We start from the raw sequence: 18,160 nt of genomic DNA on the forward strand, positions 1-18,160 counted from the left end.
GGCCCGCTCACGCAGCGGCCTGCAGTTCGGCCAGCACCTGGGCCGATGGCGGGCGCACGCCACGCCACAGGGCAAAGGCCTCGGCGGCCTGTTCCACCAGCATGCCCAGGCCGTCGCGCGGCACGGCGCCATGCTGGCGGGCCCAGTCGAGAAAACCCTGCGCCGCCGGGCCGTACATCATGTCGTAGGCTAGGCTGCCGGGGCGCAGCACATGGGTGGGCACGGGAACGGAGTCACCGCTCAGGCTGCTGGCCGTGGCATTGATGATGAGGTCGAAATCGGCGTCCAGCGCCTGTGGAGCAAGCGCCAGAAGCTCTGCCTTTTGCAGCAGTGCCAGGTCGGCATGGGCCTGCACCAGGGCCTGCGCCCGGGCCAGCGTACGGTTGGCCACGGTGACATGGCGCACGCCCGCCTGCAGCAAGGGGCCCAGCACGCCGGCTGCGGCGCCACCGGCGCCCACCAGCAGCACGTCGCGCCCGGCCAGCGGCAGGCCCGCGTTGCGCGTGATGTCGGCCACCAGGCCCAGGCCGTCGGTGTTGTCGGCGTGGATGGCCTGTCCGTCAAAGACCAGGGTGTTGGCGGCGCCCGCCCGCTGCACGCGTTCGCTGCGCGTGGTGGCCAGCGCGGCGGCTTCGAGCTTGAAAGGCACGGTGACATTGCAGCCGCGCCCGCCGCGGGCCATGAAGTCGCGCACGCCCTGGGCAAAGCCGCCGATGGGCAGCAGGCAGCGTTCGTACACCAGGTGCTCGCCGGTCAGTTCGGCAAAGCGGGCGTGGATGGCGGGCGAGCGGCTGTGCGCCACCGGGTTGCCCATCACGCAATACAGGTCATCGGAAGAACTCATGGAGCGCGGTGTGAAGGATGGAATGCGGGCGGGGCACGATTGTCTCCCCGGCGCCGCAGGCAGGTTCTTAGGGGCTGCGGCCTTCGGGGTCGGTTTCGAAGTTGGTGGTCAGGGTCTGGTCGCGTGTGAACTTGAAGCGCGCCACCATGGCGATCTGGTCGGCCTGGCGGCGCATCTCGGCATTGAAATGGCCGAATGGACCGGAGGCCCGCGCGATGGCCTCGGCCTGCCGGTCCAGCGTGCGATTGCCCGAACCCTGCACCACCTCGGTGGCCAGGACGCGGCCATCGTGGTTGACGGTGATGATCATTGTCAGCTCGCCATAGAGCTTCCTGCCGCCTTGCTCGGGGAAGTTTTCTGTGCCCTTGTCCTCGACCTTGCTGCGCAGGGCCGAGTAATACACCGCGTAGGCCTCTTCGCGCGTGGCGGGGCTGATGTAGCGCTTCTTGGGGCGTGCGTTTTCTTCGTTGATGCGCTTTTCGATCTCGGCCAGCAGCTTGACGAGCTGGCGGCGCTTTTCCTCTTCGGCGGCCTGGCTGCCACTTTGGCTGGGCTTGCGCGGATCGGGCAGGGGCAGAGCGGCGATCTGTTTGCGCAGCTGGGTCAGCAGCTGGTTTTGCTGCTCTTGCAGGGTGTCCAGCCGGCGCTGCGATTCCTCGAAATCGTCGCCCACGGCCGTGAGTGCCGAATAGGGCAGGGGACTGGTGGCGCGGCCCTTGTTCGCCTCACCGCCCCCGGCCATGTTGGCCTGGGCGATGGCCTGCGCCTTGTCGGGCCGTTCGTTGGACTTGGCGTTGACCAGGATGACTTCGAGCGGCGTGTCCTGGAACACGCGATTGAAGCCCTCGGGGTCGATGAAACGCACCGACAGCAGCGCAGCGTGCAGCGCCACTGACACGCCCAGCGTGAGCTGCAGCGTGGTGAAGCGGGTGAGGAAGGAAGCGTTTTTCATCGCCGGGCTGCCCCAAGATGAAAAGCGGCCCCCTCGGGGCTGAGGGCTGCGGCTTCAGGCCTGCCGGCGCAGGGCTGGACAGCCCGAAGAGGTGATGCCTCTGGCGTCATCGCGGCCTGCAAGGTCAGCGACCACACGAAGTGAGGGAGCGTGGGGGCCATGTTCACGGGGCAGGATTATCGGTGCTGGCGGTGCCGTTGGTGTCGGCCTCGTTCACATCGACGGCAATGGCAATGGGGCCGGCCACGGCCGCGTCGTCATCGGTGTCGTCGGCATCTTCCACCGGGCCATCGTCACGGGTGTCGTCGGGATCGTCCAGGCGCTCGATCACGGTGCCGTGCAGGTCAAGCGTGATCTCGTCCACCTCGCCGAGCTTGACTCTGAGGCGTGCGCCGCGCGGCAGGTTCTGCGCGCCCAGCACGGGGAAGACCAGCGGCAGCGTTTCGGCGCGCACCAGAAAGCTGCCGCCCGGCCCTTCCTTGAAGACGGTGGCGTTGAGCTCGGTGATGCCGTTCTGCTCCAGGTATTGCAGCGTCCAGAAACGCTCCATGCCGGCCTGGTAGCCGTTGTAGGCGCTGTAGGCTGCGTCAAAGCTGCTGATGATGGAGAACAGCTCGGCATCCTTGGGTTTGAAGGGGGCCGCCAGGGCTGCCGTCCTGCCGTTGCGCACGCAGGCAATGATCTGCCACTGGTTCACCAGGTCCACATAGCGGCGCAGCGGCGAGGTGGCCCACGAATAGGCCTTGACGCCAATGCCGGCGTGCGGCAGCGCCTTGGTGCCCATGCGCACCTTCACGCCCGGCGCCATGCTGGCCTGGCTGCGGTAGATGCCGGGCACGCCGTGTTCGGCCAGCATCAGGCCCCAGGTGCTGTTGGCCACGATGGCGGCCTCGGCCACGATCAGGTCCAGCGGTGCGCCGCGCTGGCGCGTGCTGATTTGCACCTGCTCTGAGCCATTGGGCTCGCCACGGTCGTTGCCGATCAGCTTGAAGTTGTAGTCGGGTCGGTTGAAGTTTTCGGGCTTGCCGCGCACCACTTCGCGCTGGGCCTTGAGGGTTTGGGCCAGTCGGTGCAAAAACGACAGCTGCTCGCGCACATCCAGCAATCGCTGCGGGGTGTTTTCTATCTCAATGGCCGGGTCGGTCAGCCAGGCCTCGGTGACGATGTGGTCGAGCTGGTCGTGGCGCAGGTTGGCCACCACGGGCACGCGTTCGAGCTTGGTTTCGGTACCCGTGATCGCGAGCGTGGCTTCGTCCACCGTGACATACAGCGATACAGCCGGGTTGGCGCGGCCTTCGTCCAGCGTGTAGATCTGCACCACCTCGTCGGGCAGCATGGTGATCTTGTAGCCGGGCATGTAGACGGTGGACAGGCGGGTGCGGCCCAGCTGGTCGAGCGGCGTGCCCGGCACGATGGCCAGGCCCGGCGCGGCAATGTGGATACCCACCACCACGGTGCCCGTGCCCAGGCCCTGCACCGACAGCGCATCGTCGATCTCGGTGGTCTGCGAGTCGTCGATGGAATAGGCCTGCACGGGCGCCAGCGGCAGGTCGGCCGGCGGCTGCGGTGCGGTGAGCTGCGGGAAACCCGTGCCCTTGGGGAAGTTGTCGAACAGGAAGCGCTTCCAGTGGAACTGGTAGGCCGAATCGATGGCGCCGGCCTTTTGCAGCAGGTCGAGCGGCGCCAGGTGCGTGGCGCGGCTGGCCTCGACCACGGCCTTGTATTCGGGCGCGTTCTTGTCGGGGCGGAACAGGATCTTGTAGAGCTGCTCGCGGACGGGCTGCGGGCATTCGCCGCGTCCCAGCGCCTCGGCCCAGCCGCTGATCTGCTGCACGATCAGCTTTTTCTTCTCGATGGCGGCCAGGGCCTGCTGCAGGATCTCGGCCGGGGCTTTCTTGAAGCGGCCCTTGCCGGCGCGGCGGAAGTAGTGCGGCGCCTCGTGCAGGGCAAACAGCGCGCCGGCCTGCTGGGCCAGCGTGGCGTTGTCCGAAAAATAGTCGCGCGCCAGGTCGGCAAAACCGAAATCCTCCTCGGGTGCGAACTCCCAGGCCAGCGGCAGCTCGATGGTCTGGGCCATGGCCTGCGCCTGGGCCATCAGCTCGGACGGTGCGGGCTTCTCGAATTTCAACAGGAGGTTCGCGGCCTTGACCTTGACCCGCTTGCCCGAATCGAGCTCGACTTGGGCCGAGCTTTCGGCTTCGGACAGGATGCGACCGGCCATGAATTTGCCGGCTTCTTCAAACAATGCGTGCATGGGCGGCATTCTCCCATGGGCGCCGGGGGGTGTTTTTCAGATCTCCAGCACCAGCCCGGGCGCAAACGCCTTGTTCTCCACCACCCCCTGGGGGGCATAGCCGCGCGGGTTGGCCACGACGCGCGTGGCGCCCACCTGGTAGTCGAAGCTGTCGTGCACATGGCCGTGCAGCCACAGCCGGGGCTGCCAGCGCAGGATGCGCGCCTCCAGATCGGAGACAAAACAGGCGTTGAGGGGTGAGCCGGCAAACTGCGGGGCGATGCTGCCGCGCGCGGGCGCAAAGTGCGTGACGACCACGGTGGGCCCGTCGAACGGCTCGGCAAAACGCGCCTCCAGCCAGGCCACCGACCGGTCGAACAGCATTTGCGAGACGGCGGGCGTGAAGGGTGCGGCAAAGTCGGGTGCCACGCGGATGCGGCTGAAGTCCCGCACCAGCTCCATGGCCTTGGCCAGCGCTTCGTCGCGCTGCTGCGGCGCGTCGAAGAGCCGGTAGTCCGACCACAGCGTGCAGCCCAGGAACCGCACACCGCCATGGCGCCACGCATCGCATTCGAGCACGCGCACGCTGCTGCCTTCGGCATGCGTGCGCAGTTGCGCCATGGTGGTCACCAGATCGGAGCCATAGAACTCGTGGTTGCCCGCGACGAACACGGTGGGCCGGTCCAGTTGCCGCGCCCAGGCCATGGCCGCGGCGGGCCGCTGCAGGTCGCCGGCCAGTACCACCACGTCGGCGGGCGGCACATCCAGGGCCAGCGGGTGCACCGACAGGTGCAGATCGGACAGCAGGGCAATTTTCATGGCGTGCGGTGCATCAGGAGGAGCGGTGGCCATTGTGGCCGCTGACGCCCCTGGCAGGAGGGGCGTGGGGCGGCACCCCTGCCGGCAACAGGTGCTTGTCACTTTTTTGCGCTGGCGGGCGTCCAATGACCAGGAACGAGCAAAAACCGACAAACCCAAGAGGCATGCCATGCACCTACCCCCATCGGAGCCCGTAGCGCGGGCGGCCTGCGATCCTTGCTCTGACGATGAACTGATCGAAGGGGCCTTGCAGGGCGAGCAATCCGCCTTCGAGGCCATCATGCGCCGGCACAACCGCCTGTTGTTCCGCGCCGCGCGCGGGGTAGTGTCCGACGATGCCGAGGCGCAGGACGTGGTGCAGGAGACCTATCTGCGCGCCTTCACCCGGCTGCAGGATTTTCGGGGCGGCGCGGCGCTGGGCACCTGGCTGGCGCGCATCGCCATCCATATTGCGCTGGATGCACTGCGCAAGCGCGGCCGCTCGGTGCCGTCCATGCCAATGGACAGCGCGCAGGACGGTGACGACGAACCTTCACCGGAGCACATGATGTCTTTGAGCGCCCCACCGAGCCAATCGCCCGAGGCGGCCCTGGCACGCGGCGAGCTGCGCGGTTTGCTGCAGTCGGCCGTCGAAGGCCTGCCGCCGCTCTACCGCAGCGTCTTCATTCTGCGCGCGGTGCAGGAGATGAGCGTGGATGAGGCGGCGTTTTGCCTGCAGGTGAGCAGTGACGTTGTCAAGACCCGCTACCTGCGGGCCCGCTCGATGCTGCGCGACGCGCTGGGCGCGCAGATCGAGGCGCATGCCGAGAGTGCCTTTCCCTTTGCGGGCGCACGCTGCGACCAGGTGGTGCGCAACGTCGTTTCCGAGCTGCAGCAGCGCGGGCTGATTGCGCGGCGCTGACAGATCGTTCCTTGTTTTCACCACCCCAGGAGAACACCATGAAGAATATTTTTATTGACGTGCCCTCGCAGGCCCTGTTCCTTGCGCGCCGCCGGGCCATGTCCCTGTCGGGCGCCGCTGTGCTGTCGGCCGGTGCCGTGGCCTTGCTGGGCGGGCGTGACGCGCTCGCGGCGGGCGCCAAGATGAGTGCCAAGGACCTTGAGGCCGATGTGCGCATCCTCAACACCGCTCTGGGCGCCGAGCTGGAGGCCGTGGCGGCCTACCAGGTGGGCGCCGAAAGCGGCCTGCTGAGCAAGGGCGTGCTGCCGGTGGCGGTGCAGTTCCAGGGGCACCACAAGGAACATGCGCAGGCCATTGCGGCCACGGTGCAAAAGCTCGGCGGCAAACCGGTGGCGGCCAAGGACAAATACGCGTTCCCGGTGGAAAAACTCAAGGCCGAGGCCGATGTGCTGCGCTTTGCCGCGGGCCTGGAGCGGGGCGCCATCTCCGCCTACCTGGGCGCCGTGCCCCTGTTTGCCGACCGCGCGCTGGCGCAGGTGGCCGCCAGCATCCTGGGCGATGAGGCCATGCACTGGGCGGTGCTGCGCCAGGTGCTGGGCGACAACCCCGTGCCGTCGGCCTTCATGTCATGACACCGCGCCATGCTCCAGCCGCCCTGTGGCTGGCGGCCGGCCTGTTCGCGGCGGGCGCCAGCGCGGCACCCGACCCGGCCGCCCTGCAGCGCGGCGAGCAGGTCTACGCGCGCTGCGCCGCCTGCCACGCCATCGAGGGCAACCGCACGGGGCCGCAGCATTGTGGGCTGTGGGGGCGCCGCGCAGGCACGGCGCAGGGCTACAGCACCTATTCCAAGGCTCTGCGCGACAGCGCCATCGTCTGGGACGAGCGCTCGCTCAATGTCTTTCTGAAAGACCCGATGAAGACTGTGCCCGGCACGGCCATGGGCTACGCCGGTGTGAAGGACGACGGCGAACGCGCTGATCTCATCGCCTGGCTCAAGGAGGCCACGCGCCCGGGCAAGGCGTGCCAGCTCTTGCCCTAGGCGGTTTTCCCATCGCAAGCATGTTTTGAAATGCGCAGCGCTGCCTGGCAGCGCCACAGGGGCAGGCTTTGCCAAAACATTGGTTGACAGGAGAAATGCACATGAAACACGCACCCATTTCCCTGCGCGCCGCCCAGGCGCTGCGTGCTGCGAACACCTTGCGCCTGCTGCGCCTTGCCGGCCCGCTGGGCCTGGTTGCGGCCGTGGCGGTCGCCTGCGGTGGCGGGTCATCGACGGACAGTGCCGATGCGACCCAGGCTGCGCTGGTCGCGCAGGGCCGGCAGATCTTTCGCTTTGACACCTTCGGCGACGAGGCGCAGTGGACCGATGTGCTGAAGATGCACGACGTCATCAACGCCGCGGTCGACCCGGTCACGGCGCTGTCCGTGGGGCTGAAGGTCGACGCCGAGGCCTTGCCCGCCGCCGTGGTGGCCGGCATCCAGAACGGCAGCGTGGACCTCCAAAGCCCGGCCACCACGGTGGCGCTGCTCAAGCTCAACGCTGTTGTCGGCGTCAAGGGTGTGGTGGAAACGGTCAACGGCGTGGACCGGCTGGCCCGGGTGGGCATCACCTGCGCGCTGTGCCATTCGACCGTCGACAACTCGTTCTCGAAGGGCATTGGCAAGCGCCTGGATGGCTGGCCCAACCGCGATCTCAATCCGGGGGCGATCATGGCCTTGTCACCCGCACTGGACCTAGCGACGAAGGCCGCTCTCAACAGCTGGGGGCCGGGCAAGTTCGATCCGCGCTACAACGTGGACGGCCTGAGCAAGCCGGTCGTCATTCCTCCGGCCTACGGTCTGGCGGGCATCCACCGCATCACCGTCACAGGAGACGGCGAGGACATCGCCTACTGGAACCGCTATGTGGCGGTGGCCGAGATGGGCGGGCAAGGGACGGTGACCGAGCCGCGCCTGAACCTCCGCATCACACATGGCACCGACGATCTGGTTTCGGCCAAGCTGCCCGCCCTGCAGGCGTACCAGCTGTCGCTGGGTGCGCCACCGGCCCCGGCGGGCAGCTTCGATCCGGTGGCCGCCGAGCGCGGGCGCATCGTGTTTGAAGGTGGCGGCAAGTGTGTGGCCTGCCACAGCGGCGGCAGTTTCACCGACGCCAATACCCGCTTGCACCCACCGGGTGATTCCATGGCAGAGCCAGAAACCCCGAGCTACGCCTCCCGGTCAGCAACCCGGCTGTACCGCACGTCGCCCTTGAAAGGGGTCTGGCAGCACGCCCCTTACTTCCACGACGGCTCGGCCGCCACCCTGGACGATGTGGCGCAGACCTACAACACCCGGCAGAGCCTGGGCCTCAGCGCCCAGGATGTGGCCGACCTGGCGCAGTACCTGAAATCGCTGTAGCCGCAGGAGGCGGCCTATGGCATGAATGCACCGGAAAGATCCGGCTGATCGGTATCCTGGTCAGTGCAGGCCCGCAGGGCCGGGACATCGATACGGTGGGCGGCTGTGGGCGCCAGCCTGTGGGCCCAGGGCCGGCAGGCTGGTGTTGCCGATCTGCGGGGGGAGGGGCAGCGCGGCCGGTGCAGGTGCTGCCGGCCCGCCCCTATGATCCAGGGCTTTTGCATGAAGACTTGGGTTCATTGAAATGCGTCTGGATGCCATTGCCGCACCGCTGACCCTGCTGGCAGTGGCTGTGCCGTTTCTGTTCTCGTACCCGCAGCCCCCATCCTCCAATTTCTGGCCCCTGGCAGCGGCGTGGGTTTGCGCGGCCGTGCTGGCCCTGCTGGTGGTGTGCCGGACCGGGTGGTTGCGCCGCGCGCCGGATGCAGCCCTGGCGCCGCATGGCCGTGCTTTCCTGGCAGCGCAGCTGGCGGTGGGCCTGCTGCTGGCGGCCTTGCTGGCCGGGGTGGCCGGCTTGCTGCAGTACTTTCTGGGCGACCCCGGGCTGTCGCCCTGGGTGCAGCCCTCCACGCCAGGGCAGGCCATCGGCAACCTGCGCCAGCGCAACCAGCAGGCATCGCTGATGAGCCTGGGGGTATGGGCGCTGCTGTGGGTGGTGGCGCAGGTGCAGGCGCGGCTGGTGGCTGGCCGCGCAGCGCCGTCCACGCCTGTGCAGCAAGCCTTGCTGGGGGGCGGGCGCATGTGGCCGTCGTGGCTGGTGGGCCTGCTGGTGGTTGCGGCGCTGGCGTTGCTGGCGGCGGGCAGCGCGGCCACTGCATCGCGCACCGGGGCGATGCAGTGGCTGCTGATGGTGGCGCTGCTGGTGCTGTGGCGCGGCACTGGCGGGCACCTGGCGGTGGGCCTGGCCCTGGTCGGGATGCTGCTGTATGCCCTGGCCGGCTGGATGCTGCCGGTTCTGTTGCAGGACTGGACGGGGTTTGCCACCGAGGGGGTGTTCACCCGCCTGGGGGGCGACACGCAGGCCTGTGGCAGCCGGCGGGCGCTGTGGTCCAACGTGCTCTACCTGATTGCCCAGAAGCCCTGGACGGGCTGGGGCTGGGGCGAGCTGGACTATGCGCACTACATGACGCTGTTTCCGGGGGAGCGCTTTTGCACGCTGCTCGACAATGCCCACAACCTGCCTTTGCATCTGGCGGTGGAGCTGGGCCTGCCGGTGGCTGCCATCGCATGCGGCGCCGTGCTGGTTGGGGTGGTGCGCGCGCGGCCTTGGGCGGAGACGGATGCGGTGCGCCAGCTGGCCTGGGGGGCGCTGGCCATCATTGGCTTGCACAGCATGGTGGAGTTCCCCCTGTGGTATGGGCCTTTTCAGCTGGTCACGGTGCTGGCGCTGGCGCTGCTGTGGCGGCGGGCGCTGCTGGGCTGGGTGCGTTCTCCGGCGCTGGTGGCCAGCGCTGCGGTGGCCCTGGTGGCCGTGTGCGGGGTGGGCGCGGCCGTGGCGTGGGATTACTACCGTGTCAGCCAGCTTTACCGCCCCATGGATTCCCGGCCGCCGGCCTACCAGGGCAACACCCTGGCCAAGGTGTCCAACACCGTGCTGTTCACCGACCAGGTGGATTTTGCGTTGCTGACCACCACCGCGCTGACCCATGAGAACGCCCGGCAAGTGCATGCGCTGGCCACGAAGCTGCTGCATTTTTCTCCCGAGCCCCGCGTCATCGAGAAGCTGATCGAAAGTGCGCTGCTGCTGGGCAGGGACGACGAGGTGGCATTCCAGCTGCGGCGTTACCGTGCAGCCTATCCCGAGGAGCATGCGCACTGGGCGAGCGTCCAGCGCCCCGCACCGCCCGCTGCGCCGTGAGCCTTCGGCTTACGCCAGTTGCAGAAACTGCGCCACGGCCGGCAGGTGGTCTTTGAAGTTGCTGAGCGCATGGTCGCCGCCTTCGAGCAGCGTCAACCGGGCGTCGGGGTAGCGCGCCACCATTTCCCGCCAGTCCAGCACCTCGTCGCCCTTGGCGATGATGGCCAGCTCGGGGCCCACGGGCAGGGAGCGGTCTGCGGCCAGGGCCTGCAGCTCGGCGATGTATTCCGGCAGGAAGAAGAAGCGTTCTGTCGGGTCATGCCATGCCGTTTGCTCGCCAATATGGCGTACCAGGTCCCGTGCCGGGTCCACGGCAGGGTTCAGCAGGACACTGGGGCAACCAGTGTGCCGCGCCACCCAGCTGGCATAGAAGCCTCCCAGCGAAGAGCCCACCACGGCCATCGAGGCGCGCGGCCAGGCAGCGATGCCTTGCGCCACCAGGGTCATGGCAGCGCGGGGCGAGGGCGGCAGCTGGGGACACCACCAGTGCACCGCAGGATGGTGCTGCGCCACATAGGCCGCCATCAGCCTGGCCTTGGCCGACTGGGGGGAGGAGCGAAAACCGTGCAGGTACAGCAGGTGTGTGGTGGTCATGGGGCTCTCGGTGCGGGGACTGGCGGGGCCATTGCTGCCTTGGGCGGGTGCGGCGCCAGCATACGACCCGTGTCCCAGGGGGCTACGTCGTGCGGCCCGCGGTTTTGCCAGCGCACACCACGCTCGATTTTGCCCCGCTTTCCACCGCCAACCGCCGGGTTCCGGGGGGGGGGCTCCCTGTGCTGGGCCGTTTCGAGCTGCTGCGGGTGCTGGGGCGCGGTGTGCAGGCCGGCCTATCTGGCGCCCAAGGCGGCCGCAGGTGGCGCGCTACGTCAGCGCAGAGGGGCCGTGATGGCCTTGCGGCAGACGGGCTGACGCGGCCTGCGTTGACTGGGTAGCCCTGGCGGGGGCCGATAATTGCGCCATGGCCGCCGTTTTTGACAAACCCTCTCTCACCCAGCGTTTCGTGCCCCTGTTTCAGGGGTTTGACTGGCCGCTCGTCCTGGTGGTGGCGATGCTGGCCAGCGCCGGGCTGCTGGCCATGTATTCGTCGGGCTACGACCATGGTTCGCGCTTCATGGACCATGGGCGCAACATGCTGATTGCGGCCGCCATCCTGTTCATGGTGGCCCAGGTGCCGCCACAAAAGCTCATGGCCATGGCCGTGCCCCTTTACGCCGTGGGGGTGGTGCTGCTGGTGGCAGTGGCGCTGTTCGGTATTACCAAGAAAGGCGCCCAGCGCTGGATCAATCTGGGCATCGTCATCCAGCCCAGCGAAATCCTCAAGATCGCCATGCCGCTGATGCTGGCCTGGTGGTTTCAGAAGCGCGAGGGCCAGTTGCGGCCACTCGATTTTGCCGCGGCCGGGCTGCTGCTGGTCGTTCCGGTGGGCCTGATCATGAAGCAGCCCGACCTGGGCACTTCGCTGCTGGTGCTGGCGGCGGGGCTGTCGGTGATCTTTTTTGCCGGCCTGTCGTGGAAGCTGGTGCTGCCCCCGGTGCTGCTGGGCGCCGTGGGCATCGTGCTGCTGGTCTCCCTGGAGCCCCAGCTGTGCGCCGAAGGGGTGCGCTGGTCGGTCCTGCATGACTACCAGCAGCAGCGCATCTGCACTTTGCTCGATCCCTCACGGGATCCGCTGGGCAAGGGATTCCACATCATCCAGGGCATGATTGCGATTGGCTCGGGCGGCATCTTTGGCAAGGGCTTCATGGCGGGCACGCAGACCCACCTCGAGTTCATTCCCGAGCGCACGACCGACTTCATCTTTGCCGCCTTTTCCGAAGAGTTCGGCCTGGCCGGCAACCTGTTCCTGATCGTGTGCTTCTTGCTGCTGGTGTGGCGCGGGCTGGCCATCGCGGTGGGCGCAACGACCCTGTTCGGGCGGCTCATGGCAGGGGCAGTGTCGATGATCTTTTTCACCTATGCCTTTGTGAACATGGGCATGGTCAGTGGCATCCTGCCCGTGGTGGGCGTGCCGCTGCCGTTCATCAGCTACGGCGGCACGGCCATGGTCACGCTGGGGCTGGCGCTGGGCATCCTGATGTCGGTCGCCCGGGCCCAGCGCATCGATCCCAAGGACGCCCGGCCCGCGCTGTGAGGGGCCGGCGCCCCATTGCGCTGCAGGGGGCTTGCGGGTACAACCCGGTTGCCAACCGTGCTTTGGCATTAATCCGGAGGTGCTTCCCATGGCGTCAAGGTTTGAGCTGAAAAAATCCAAGAACGACAAGTTCGTCTTCAATCTGCTGGCGGACAACGGCAAGGTCATTTTGACCAGCGAACTCTACGAGTCCAAGGCCAGTGCGCTCAACGGCATCGAATCCGTCAAGAAGAATGCTCCCGACGATGGCCGCTTCGGGCGGCTGAGCGCCAAGGATGGATCGCCCTATTTCACGCTCAAGGCGGGCAATGGCCAGGTCATCGGCCAGAGCCAGATGTTTTCCGGCGAAAAGGCCCGCGATGACGGCATTGAATCGGTCAAGAGCAACGCCCCCGGGGCGGTGACAGACGACCAGACGATGTAATTCCCCGGCAGCGGTGGGCGCGTACCGCGTGGGTTGCGCCCCTGCCCCGCGAAGGGCATGGCGGCGCGCCTAAAATGCCCGCATGTCCTCACGCTCCCCCTCTGTCGCGCCACAGCGCGAGTCCACCCGGCAGCGCATTGATGTTGCCCGACAGTTGCTCCTGACGCCTTTTGGCCTCGATGAAAACCATCTGGCGCGTGCGCTGGCGGAAATTCGCACCCACCAGGTGGACGATGCCGACCTGTATTTTCAGTACACCCGCAGCGAAGGCTGGAGCCTGGAAGAGGGCATCGTCAAGACGGGTTCGTTTTCCATCGACCAGGGCGTGGGGGTGCGCGCCGTCAGCGGCGAGAAGACGGCGTTTGCCTATTCCGACGACATCTCCGATGCCTCGCTGCTCGATGCAGCCCGCACTGTGCGGTCTATTTCGGCGGCAGCACAGAAAGGGCGTGTACGAGTAGCTTCCAAAAAGATAGCTGTCGGGCGCAGCCTGTATCCCGGCGTGGATCCCATCTCGACACTGGACAGCACGGCCAAGGTGGCCCTGCTCGGGCAGGTGGAGCAGCGTGCCCGCGCCAAGGACCCGCGCGTGGCCCAGGTCATGGCCGGCCTGGCCAGCGAATACGACGTGGTGCTGGTGGCCCGCGCGGACGGCACGCTGGCCGCCGATGTGCGGCCGCTGGTGCGGCTGTCGGTCACCGTGATCGCCGAGCAGAACGGTCGCCGTGAAATGGGCTCGGCCGGTGGTGGTGGGCGCTTCGGCCTGGCGTACTTCGACGATGCGCAGATCGCCAGATATGTGGACGAGGCGGTGAACGCCGCCCTGGTCAATCTGGAATCGCGCCCCGCGCCTGCGGGCGAGATGACGGTGGTCCTGGGCCCCGGCTGGCCTGGCATCCTGCTGCACGAGGCCATCGGCCATGGGCTGGAGGGTGACTTCAACCGCAAGGGATCCAGCGCCTTCAGTGGCCGCATCGGCCAGCGCGTGGCGGCCAAGGGGGTCACCGTCCTCGATGACGGCACCATCGCCGACCGGCGCGGTTCGCTCAATGTGGACGACGAGGGCAACACCAGCCAGCGCAATGTGCTGATCGAGGATGGCATCCTCAAGGGCTACATCCAGGATTCGCTCAACGCCCGCCTCATGGGCGTGGCGCCCACGGGCAATGGCCGGCGCGAGAGCTATGCGCACATCCCCATGCCGCGCATGACCAACACCTACATGCTGGGCGGCGACAAGGATCCGCAAGAGATCGTCGCCAGCATCCAGAAGGGCCTGTACGCCACCAACTTCGGCGGCGGGCAGGTGGACATCACCTCGGGCAAGTTCGTGTTCAGCGCCAGCGAGGCCTACTGGGTGGAAAACGGCAAGATCCTCTACCCGGTCAAGGGCGCGACCATCGTGGGCAGCGGCCCCGAATGCCTCAAGCATGTCAGCATGATCGGCAACGACATGGCGCTCGACAGCGGCGTGGGCACCTGTGGCAAGGAAGGCCAGAGCGTGCCGGTGGGCGTGGGCCAGCCCACCCTGCGCATCGACGGGCTGACGGTGGGCGGAACCGCCTGACGCTGCACCGACAACGCCCCGGCTGCTGCTTGCGCGCATGGTGGCGCTGAGTGGGCCGCGCAGGGGGCGACAGCCCGCAAGCGGCGGCGCACAATGGCGTGCATGCCTGCGCCACTTTCCAGTTTGCAGCACACACTCCAGTCGTTCGGCGACATCAGCCGTTTCCTGCGCGAAGGCGGGGCAGACGAGGATTCCCTCCTGCTGCGGGACAAGCTGGGGGCGCTGTCGATGCAGATCGACGAAGCCACCCGCCTGCGCCGCACCGGAGCCGACGCCACGGCCATCACCCGTCGCGTGGGAGATCTGGCCCAGTGCGCCCGGGAGCACCAGCTTTTTCTCACAGGGCTGGGTTCCGCCTGGCACGCGTTGTACGAGTTCGGCGTCTACCAGCGGGCGCTGCGGGAGCTGCGTGATGCCATCGCCGCATGGCAGCAGGCGCTGGAGCGCCACAGCAGCCAGGAAGGTGCCAGCTTTCGGCAATTTGAACTGCTGGCCTGGCGTACGCTGGGCGACGCATTGCTGCTCATTGACATGTACGAGCACGGCAGTGGCCCGCAAAGCGATTTGCCCGGCGTGTTGCCACAGCGCCCGTCGCGCTGGCAGCGCCTGCGGGCGTGGCTGCGGCGCCTGCGGCCATAGGGCTTCAGCCGCGCACCCTGGCGGATCGCGCGATAGTTGCCGCCACGCCACAATGCACCGGGCTTGCTGCGGTGCGGCAAACACTGTGCTACATTGATCTCCATGCAAGTCCGCAGCGCTTTTTATTTTTGGTTTTGGATCTCAGTCCCCGGCGGATGAGAGGACAGCGCGCAAGCCCACACAACCTCCCCATACCAACCGCCGACGCTGAAGAGCCCGGCGGTTTTTGTTTTTCTGACCTTCTGACATTTCACTCCACGAGGAAGCAACCATGACGGCACACACCACCCCCGCCAGCGATGCCTGGTACCGCAGCGTCGAGAAAACCAGCCAGACCGACGACGAACGTATCAAGGACATCACCGTGTTGCCACCTCCCGAACACCTGATCCGCTTTTTCCCCATCAGCGGAACGCCGGTGGAAACGCTGATCACCCAGACCCGCAAGAACATCCACCGCATCATGGCCGGCAAGGACGACCGCCTGCTGGTGGTGATCGGCCCCTGTTCCATCCATGACCCGGCTGCCGCGCTGGAATACGCCCGCCGCCTTGCTGCGGTGCGGGCCCAGTACGCCGACACGCTGGAGATCGTGATGCGTGTGTATTTCGAGAAACCCCGCACCACGGTGGGCTGGAAGGGCCTGATCAACGACCCCTACCTCGATGAAAGCTACCGCATCGACGAAGGGCTGCGCATCGCGCGCCAGCTGCTGATCGAGATCAATCGCCTGGGCATCCCGGCGGGCAGCGAATTTCTGGACGTGATCTCGCCCCAGTACATCGGCGACCTCATCAGCTGGGGTGCCATCGGGGCCCGCACCACCGAGAGCCAGGTGCACCGCGAGCTGGCCTCTGGGCTGTCGGCGCCCATCGGTTTCAAGAACGGAACGGACGGCAACATCCGCATCGCCACCGATGCCATCCAGTCCGCCAGCCGGGGCCACCATTTCCTGTCGGTGCACAAGAACGGCCAGGTCGCCATCGTCAACACCAAGGGCAACAAGGACTGCCACGTCATCCTGCGCGGCGGCAAGGCGCCCAACTACGATGCCGCCAGCGTCGCCGCTGCCTGCAAGGACCTGGAAGCCGCCCACTTGCCGGCCACCCTGATGGTCGATTGCAGCCACGCCAACAGCAGCAAACAGCATGAAAAGCAGCTGGATGTGGCGCGCGACATTGCTGCCCAGATCGCGGGCGGCTCGCGCAGCGTGTTCGGCCTCATGATCGAGAGCCACCTGCACGCCGGTGCCCAGAAGTTCTCGCCCGGCAAGGACCAGCCCGGCGCGCTGGAGTATGGCAAGAGCATCACCGATGCCTGCCTGGGCTGGGACGACTCGCTGCAGTCGCTGGCCGAGCTCTCGGCCGCCGTGCTGGCCCGCCGCGCCCGCTGATTCCGCAGCGGCGGTGTAAGCTCAAACCTCCGGGGTGCGCGCCAGGCGTGCGGCCCCGGCCCTTGCATCCACCTTGCGCCAGAAAGGCAACCCATCATGCACAGCGAAGTGTCGGTCCAACTGACTGGAAACCAGGAATTCCGTTTTGATCTGCAGGGCCAGGAGCCGCTGGCAAACGAAGCCGCGCGCCGCTGGCTCGACGATCAGTTCACAGCCCTTGATTGCGAACCCCTGCGCGCCAGCGGCAAGGTATTGCTGGCCGACAAGGTGCTGACCGTGGCGCGGGCTGCGGGCGCCTCGCTGTTCAACGATCCCGTCTGGTCGCGCGACTTTGCCCGTGCTGCCAGTGCCGCGCTGGCCAAGCCCGTGGTGCGGGTGGACGTGCCGGGCATGGCGGTGTCTTACTGAGTATCCGGTGAAAATGGCTGCTGGCGCTTAAGGTTAAAGCGCTAATGCTATTATTTTGATAGTGAGCTCAGCAACCGTTCGTGCACCCCGCCAAAGCCGCCGTTGCTCATGCAGACGATGTGATCCCCTGGCTGCGCCGCCTGCAGGACCTGGCTGACCAGGGTGTCGATGTCTGCCGCGGTTTGCGCGCGCTGGCCGGGGCCCACACCCAGTGGTGCCAGGGCCTGTGCCGCATCCCAGTCCAGCCCGGCCGTGTGGCAAAAGACCAGGTTGGCCGGCTCCAGCGCCCAGGGCAGCTGGCTTTTCATGGCGCCCAGTTTCATGGTGTTGCTGCGCGGCTCGAACACGGCCAGGATGCGGGCATCGGGCCCCAGGCTGCGGCGCAGGCCATCGAGCGTGGTGCGCAATGCCGTGGGGTGGTGCGCAAAATCGTCGTACACGGCGATGTTGCCCACGGTGCCGCGCAGTTCCATGCGGCGTTTGACATTCTGAAAATCGGCCAGCGCCTGTGCGGCCTGCTGCACCGGCACGCCCACATGGTGGGCCGCTGCGATGGCCGCCAGCGCATTGAGCTGGTTGTGCACGCCCGTCAGGCCCCATTGCACCCGCGCCACGGCCGAGCCCCGGTGCAGCACATCAAAGGCTTGCGGATCGCCCTGCGCAGAAAAATCGCTCACGGCGGCGCCGAAGCTGCTCACCGTGCTCCAGCAGCCGGCGTGCAGCACGCGGGTCAGGCTTTCTTCCAGCCCGTTGACGACCACGCGGCCCGAGGGCGGCACAGTGCGCACCAGGTGGTGGAACTGGCGCTCGATGGCGGCCAGGTCGTCAAAAATGTCGGCGTGGTCGAACTCCAGGTTGTTCAGCACCGCCGTACGGGGGCGGTAGTGCACGAACTTGCTGCGCTTGTCGAAAAAGGCCGTGTCGTATTCGTCGGCCTCGATGACGAACAGCGGGCTGTGGCCCAGCGGTCCCTCGCCTGCGTGGGGACGCTGCGTGGCGCCCAGTCGGGCGGACACCCCGAAATTGAGGGGCACGCCGCCAATCAGAAATCCCGGCTGTTGCCCTGCACTCTCCAGGATCCAGGCCAGCATCGACGTGGTGGTGGTCTTGCCGTGGGTCCCGGCCACCGCCAGCACATGCCGGCCCTGCAGGACCTGCTCGGCCAGCCACTGCGGGCCGCTGGTGTAGGGCAGGCCGGCGTCCAGGATGGCTTCCATGAGGGGGAATTTCGGGCTGCCGTCGGCCAGCCGGGCGCGGCTGACTACATTGCCCACCACGAACACATCGGGTCGCAGCGCCAGCTGGTCCGCGCCAAATCCTTCGATCAGCTCGATGCCCAGGGCCCGCAACTGGTCGCTCATGGGCGGGTAAACGCCGGCATCGCATCCGGTGACCTTGTGGCCGGCTTCGCGCGCCAGCGCCGCCAGGCCGCCCATGAATGTTCCGCAGATTCCCAGTATGTGTATGTGCATGGGCGCAGATTCTAAGGTTCAACCAAAAAATGACCGGTAGCTCTTTCATGGTATGCGCGAGAAGCTATGAAAAACATAGTGTCTGCCGGGGTGTCCGGGGGCAATGACCGTCACTGCGG

The 18,160-nt window shown here is 67.0% G+C and carries 17 protein-coding genes; 11 read left to right on the forward strand and 6 right to left on the reverse strand.

From position 1 onward, the window contains the following. Positions 1–7: 7 nt before the first annotated feature. The 4 genes from aroE to AC1RDS_RS11140 form a co-directional block, all read right to left on the reverse strand. Positions 8–844: a shikimate dehydrogenase gene (gene aroE, locus AC1RDS_RS11125; protein WP_287878681.1), complete on the reverse strand. Its 837-nt coding sequence runs from the start codon at positions 842–844 to the stop codon at positions 8–10. 67 nt (positions 845–911) lie between these two features. Then, positions 912–1,796, reverse strand: coding sequence for a TonB family protein (locus AC1RDS_RS11130; RefSeq protein ID WP_287878678.1), 885 nt, complete (start codon positions 1,794–1,796; stop codon positions 912–914). A 163-nt stretch (positions 1,797–1,959) separates the two neighbouring features. Then, positions 1,960–4,050: a ribonuclease catalytic domain-containing protein gene (locus AC1RDS_RS11135; protein ID WP_287878675.1), complete on the reverse strand. Its 2,091-nt coding sequence runs from the start codon at positions 4,048–4,050 to the stop codon at positions 1,960–1,962. Between the two features lie 36 nt (positions 4,051–4,086). After that, positions 4,087–4,848, reverse strand: a complete 762-nt coding sequence (locus AC1RDS_RS11140; RefSeq protein ID WP_287878672.1) for a metallophosphoesterase family protein — start codon at positions 4,846–4,848, stop codon at positions 4,087–4,089. A gap of 169 nt (positions 4,849–5,017) precedes the next feature. Here AC1RDS_RS11140 and AC1RDS_RS11145 point away from each other — a divergent pair, with 169 nt between their 5' ends. The 5 genes from AC1RDS_RS11145 (at position 5,018) to AC1RDS_RS11165 (ending at position 10,007) form a co-directional block, all read left to right on the forward strand. Beyond that, positions 5,018–5,749: an RNA polymerase sigma factor gene (locus AC1RDS_RS11145; protein WP_287878669.1), complete on the forward strand. Its 732-nt coding sequence runs from the start codon at positions 5,018–5,020 to the stop codon at positions 5,747–5,749. 38 nt (positions 5,750–5,787) lie between these two features. Beyond that, positions 5,788–6,381 carry a ferritin-like domain-containing protein gene (locus AC1RDS_RS11150; protein ID WP_092696963.1) on the forward strand — a complete coding sequence of 198 codons (594 nt, stop codon included), beginning with the start codon at positions 5,788–5,790 and terminating at the stop codon, positions 6,379–6,381. Beyond that, positions 6,378–6,788, forward strand: coding sequence for a c-type cytochrome (locus tag AC1RDS_RS11155; protein ID WP_287878667.1), 411 nt, complete (start codon positions 6,378–6,380; stop codon positions 6,786–6,788). Before AC1RDS_RS11150 ends, AC1RDS_RS11155 begins: the two co-directional genes overlap by 4 nt. Before the next feature lie 101 nt (positions 6,789–6,889). Continuing rightward, positions 6,890–8,149: a c-type cytochrome gene (locus AC1RDS_RS11160; protein ID WP_287878665.1), complete on the forward strand. Its 1,260-nt coding sequence runs from the start codon at positions 6,890–6,892 to the stop codon at positions 8,147–8,149. 244 nt (positions 8,150–8,393) lie between these two features. Continuing rightward, positions 8,394–10,007 (forward strand): Wzy polymerase domain-containing protein, encoded by a 1,614-nt coding sequence (locus AC1RDS_RS11165; RefSeq protein ID WP_287878664.1) that lies wholly within the window; start codon positions 8,394–8,396, stop codon positions 10,005–10,007. A gap of 9 nt (positions 10,008–10,016) precedes the next feature. On the opposite strand, the gene AC1RDS_RS11170 is transcribed toward AC1RDS_RS11165, so the two are convergent. Beyond that, positions 10,017–10,601: a YqiA/YcfP family alpha/beta fold hydrolase gene (locus AC1RDS_RS11170; RefSeq protein ID WP_287878662.1), complete on the reverse strand. Its 585-nt coding sequence runs from the start codon at positions 10,599–10,601 to the stop codon at positions 10,017–10,019. Between the two features lie 364 nt (positions 10,602–10,965). On the opposite strand from AC1RDS_RS11170, the gene rodA reads away from it, so the two are divergent. The 6 genes from rodA to AC1RDS_RS11200 all read left to right on the forward strand — a co-directional run bounded on the left by rodA (position 10,966) and on the right by AC1RDS_RS11200 (position 16,569). Continuing rightward, positions 10,966–12,138: a rod shape-determining protein RodA gene (gene rodA / locus AC1RDS_RS11175; protein WP_287878659.1), complete on the forward strand. Its 1,173-nt coding sequence runs from the start codon at positions 10,966–10,968 to the stop codon at positions 12,136–12,138. Between the two features lie 88 nt (positions 12,139–12,226). Then, the gene (locus tag AC1RDS_RS11180; RefSeq protein WP_287878657.1) at positions 12,227–12,562 is read left to right on the forward strand and encodes a YegP family protein; all 336 of its coding nucleotides are present in this window, start codon (positions 12,227–12,229) and stop codon (positions 12,560–12,562) included. Between the two features lie 82 nt (positions 12,563–12,644). Next, a complete protein-coding gene (tldD, locus tag AC1RDS_RS11185) occupies positions 12,645–14,129 on the forward strand; it encodes a metalloprotease TldD (protein ID WP_287878655.1) in 1,485 nt (494 codons plus the stop codon). A 102-nt stretch (positions 14,130–14,231) separates the two neighbouring features. Next, positions 14,232–14,768, forward strand: coding sequence for a hypothetical protein (locus AC1RDS_RS11190; RefSeq protein WP_287878654.1), 537 nt, complete (start codon positions 14,232–14,234; stop codon positions 14,766–14,768). Positions 14,769–15,039: 271 nt separating this feature from the next. Next, positions 15,040–16,161: a 3-deoxy-7-phosphoheptulonate synthase gene (locus tag AC1RDS_RS11195; RefSeq protein WP_092696955.1), complete on the forward strand. Its 1,122-nt coding sequence runs from the start codon at positions 15,040–15,042 to the stop codon at positions 16,159–16,161. A 96-nt stretch (positions 16,162–16,257) separates the two neighbouring features. Further along, a complete protein-coding gene (locus AC1RDS_RS11200) occupies positions 16,258–16,569 on the forward strand; it encodes a hypothetical protein (protein ID WP_092696954.1) in 312 nt (103 codons plus the stop codon). 50 nt (positions 16,570–16,619) lie between these two features. On the opposite strand, the gene mpl is transcribed toward AC1RDS_RS11200, so the two are convergent. Next, positions 16,620–18,041, reverse strand: coding sequence for a UDP-N-acetylmuramate:L-alanyl-gamma-D-glutamyl-meso-diaminopimelate ligase (gene mpl / locus AC1RDS_RS11205; RefSeq protein ID WP_287878652.1), 1,422 nt, complete (start codon positions 18,039–18,041; stop codon positions 16,620–16,622). Positions 18,042–18,160 lie beyond the last annotated feature (119 nt).

The organism is Acidovorax sp. GW823-FHT02H02 (assembly GCF_058797075.1).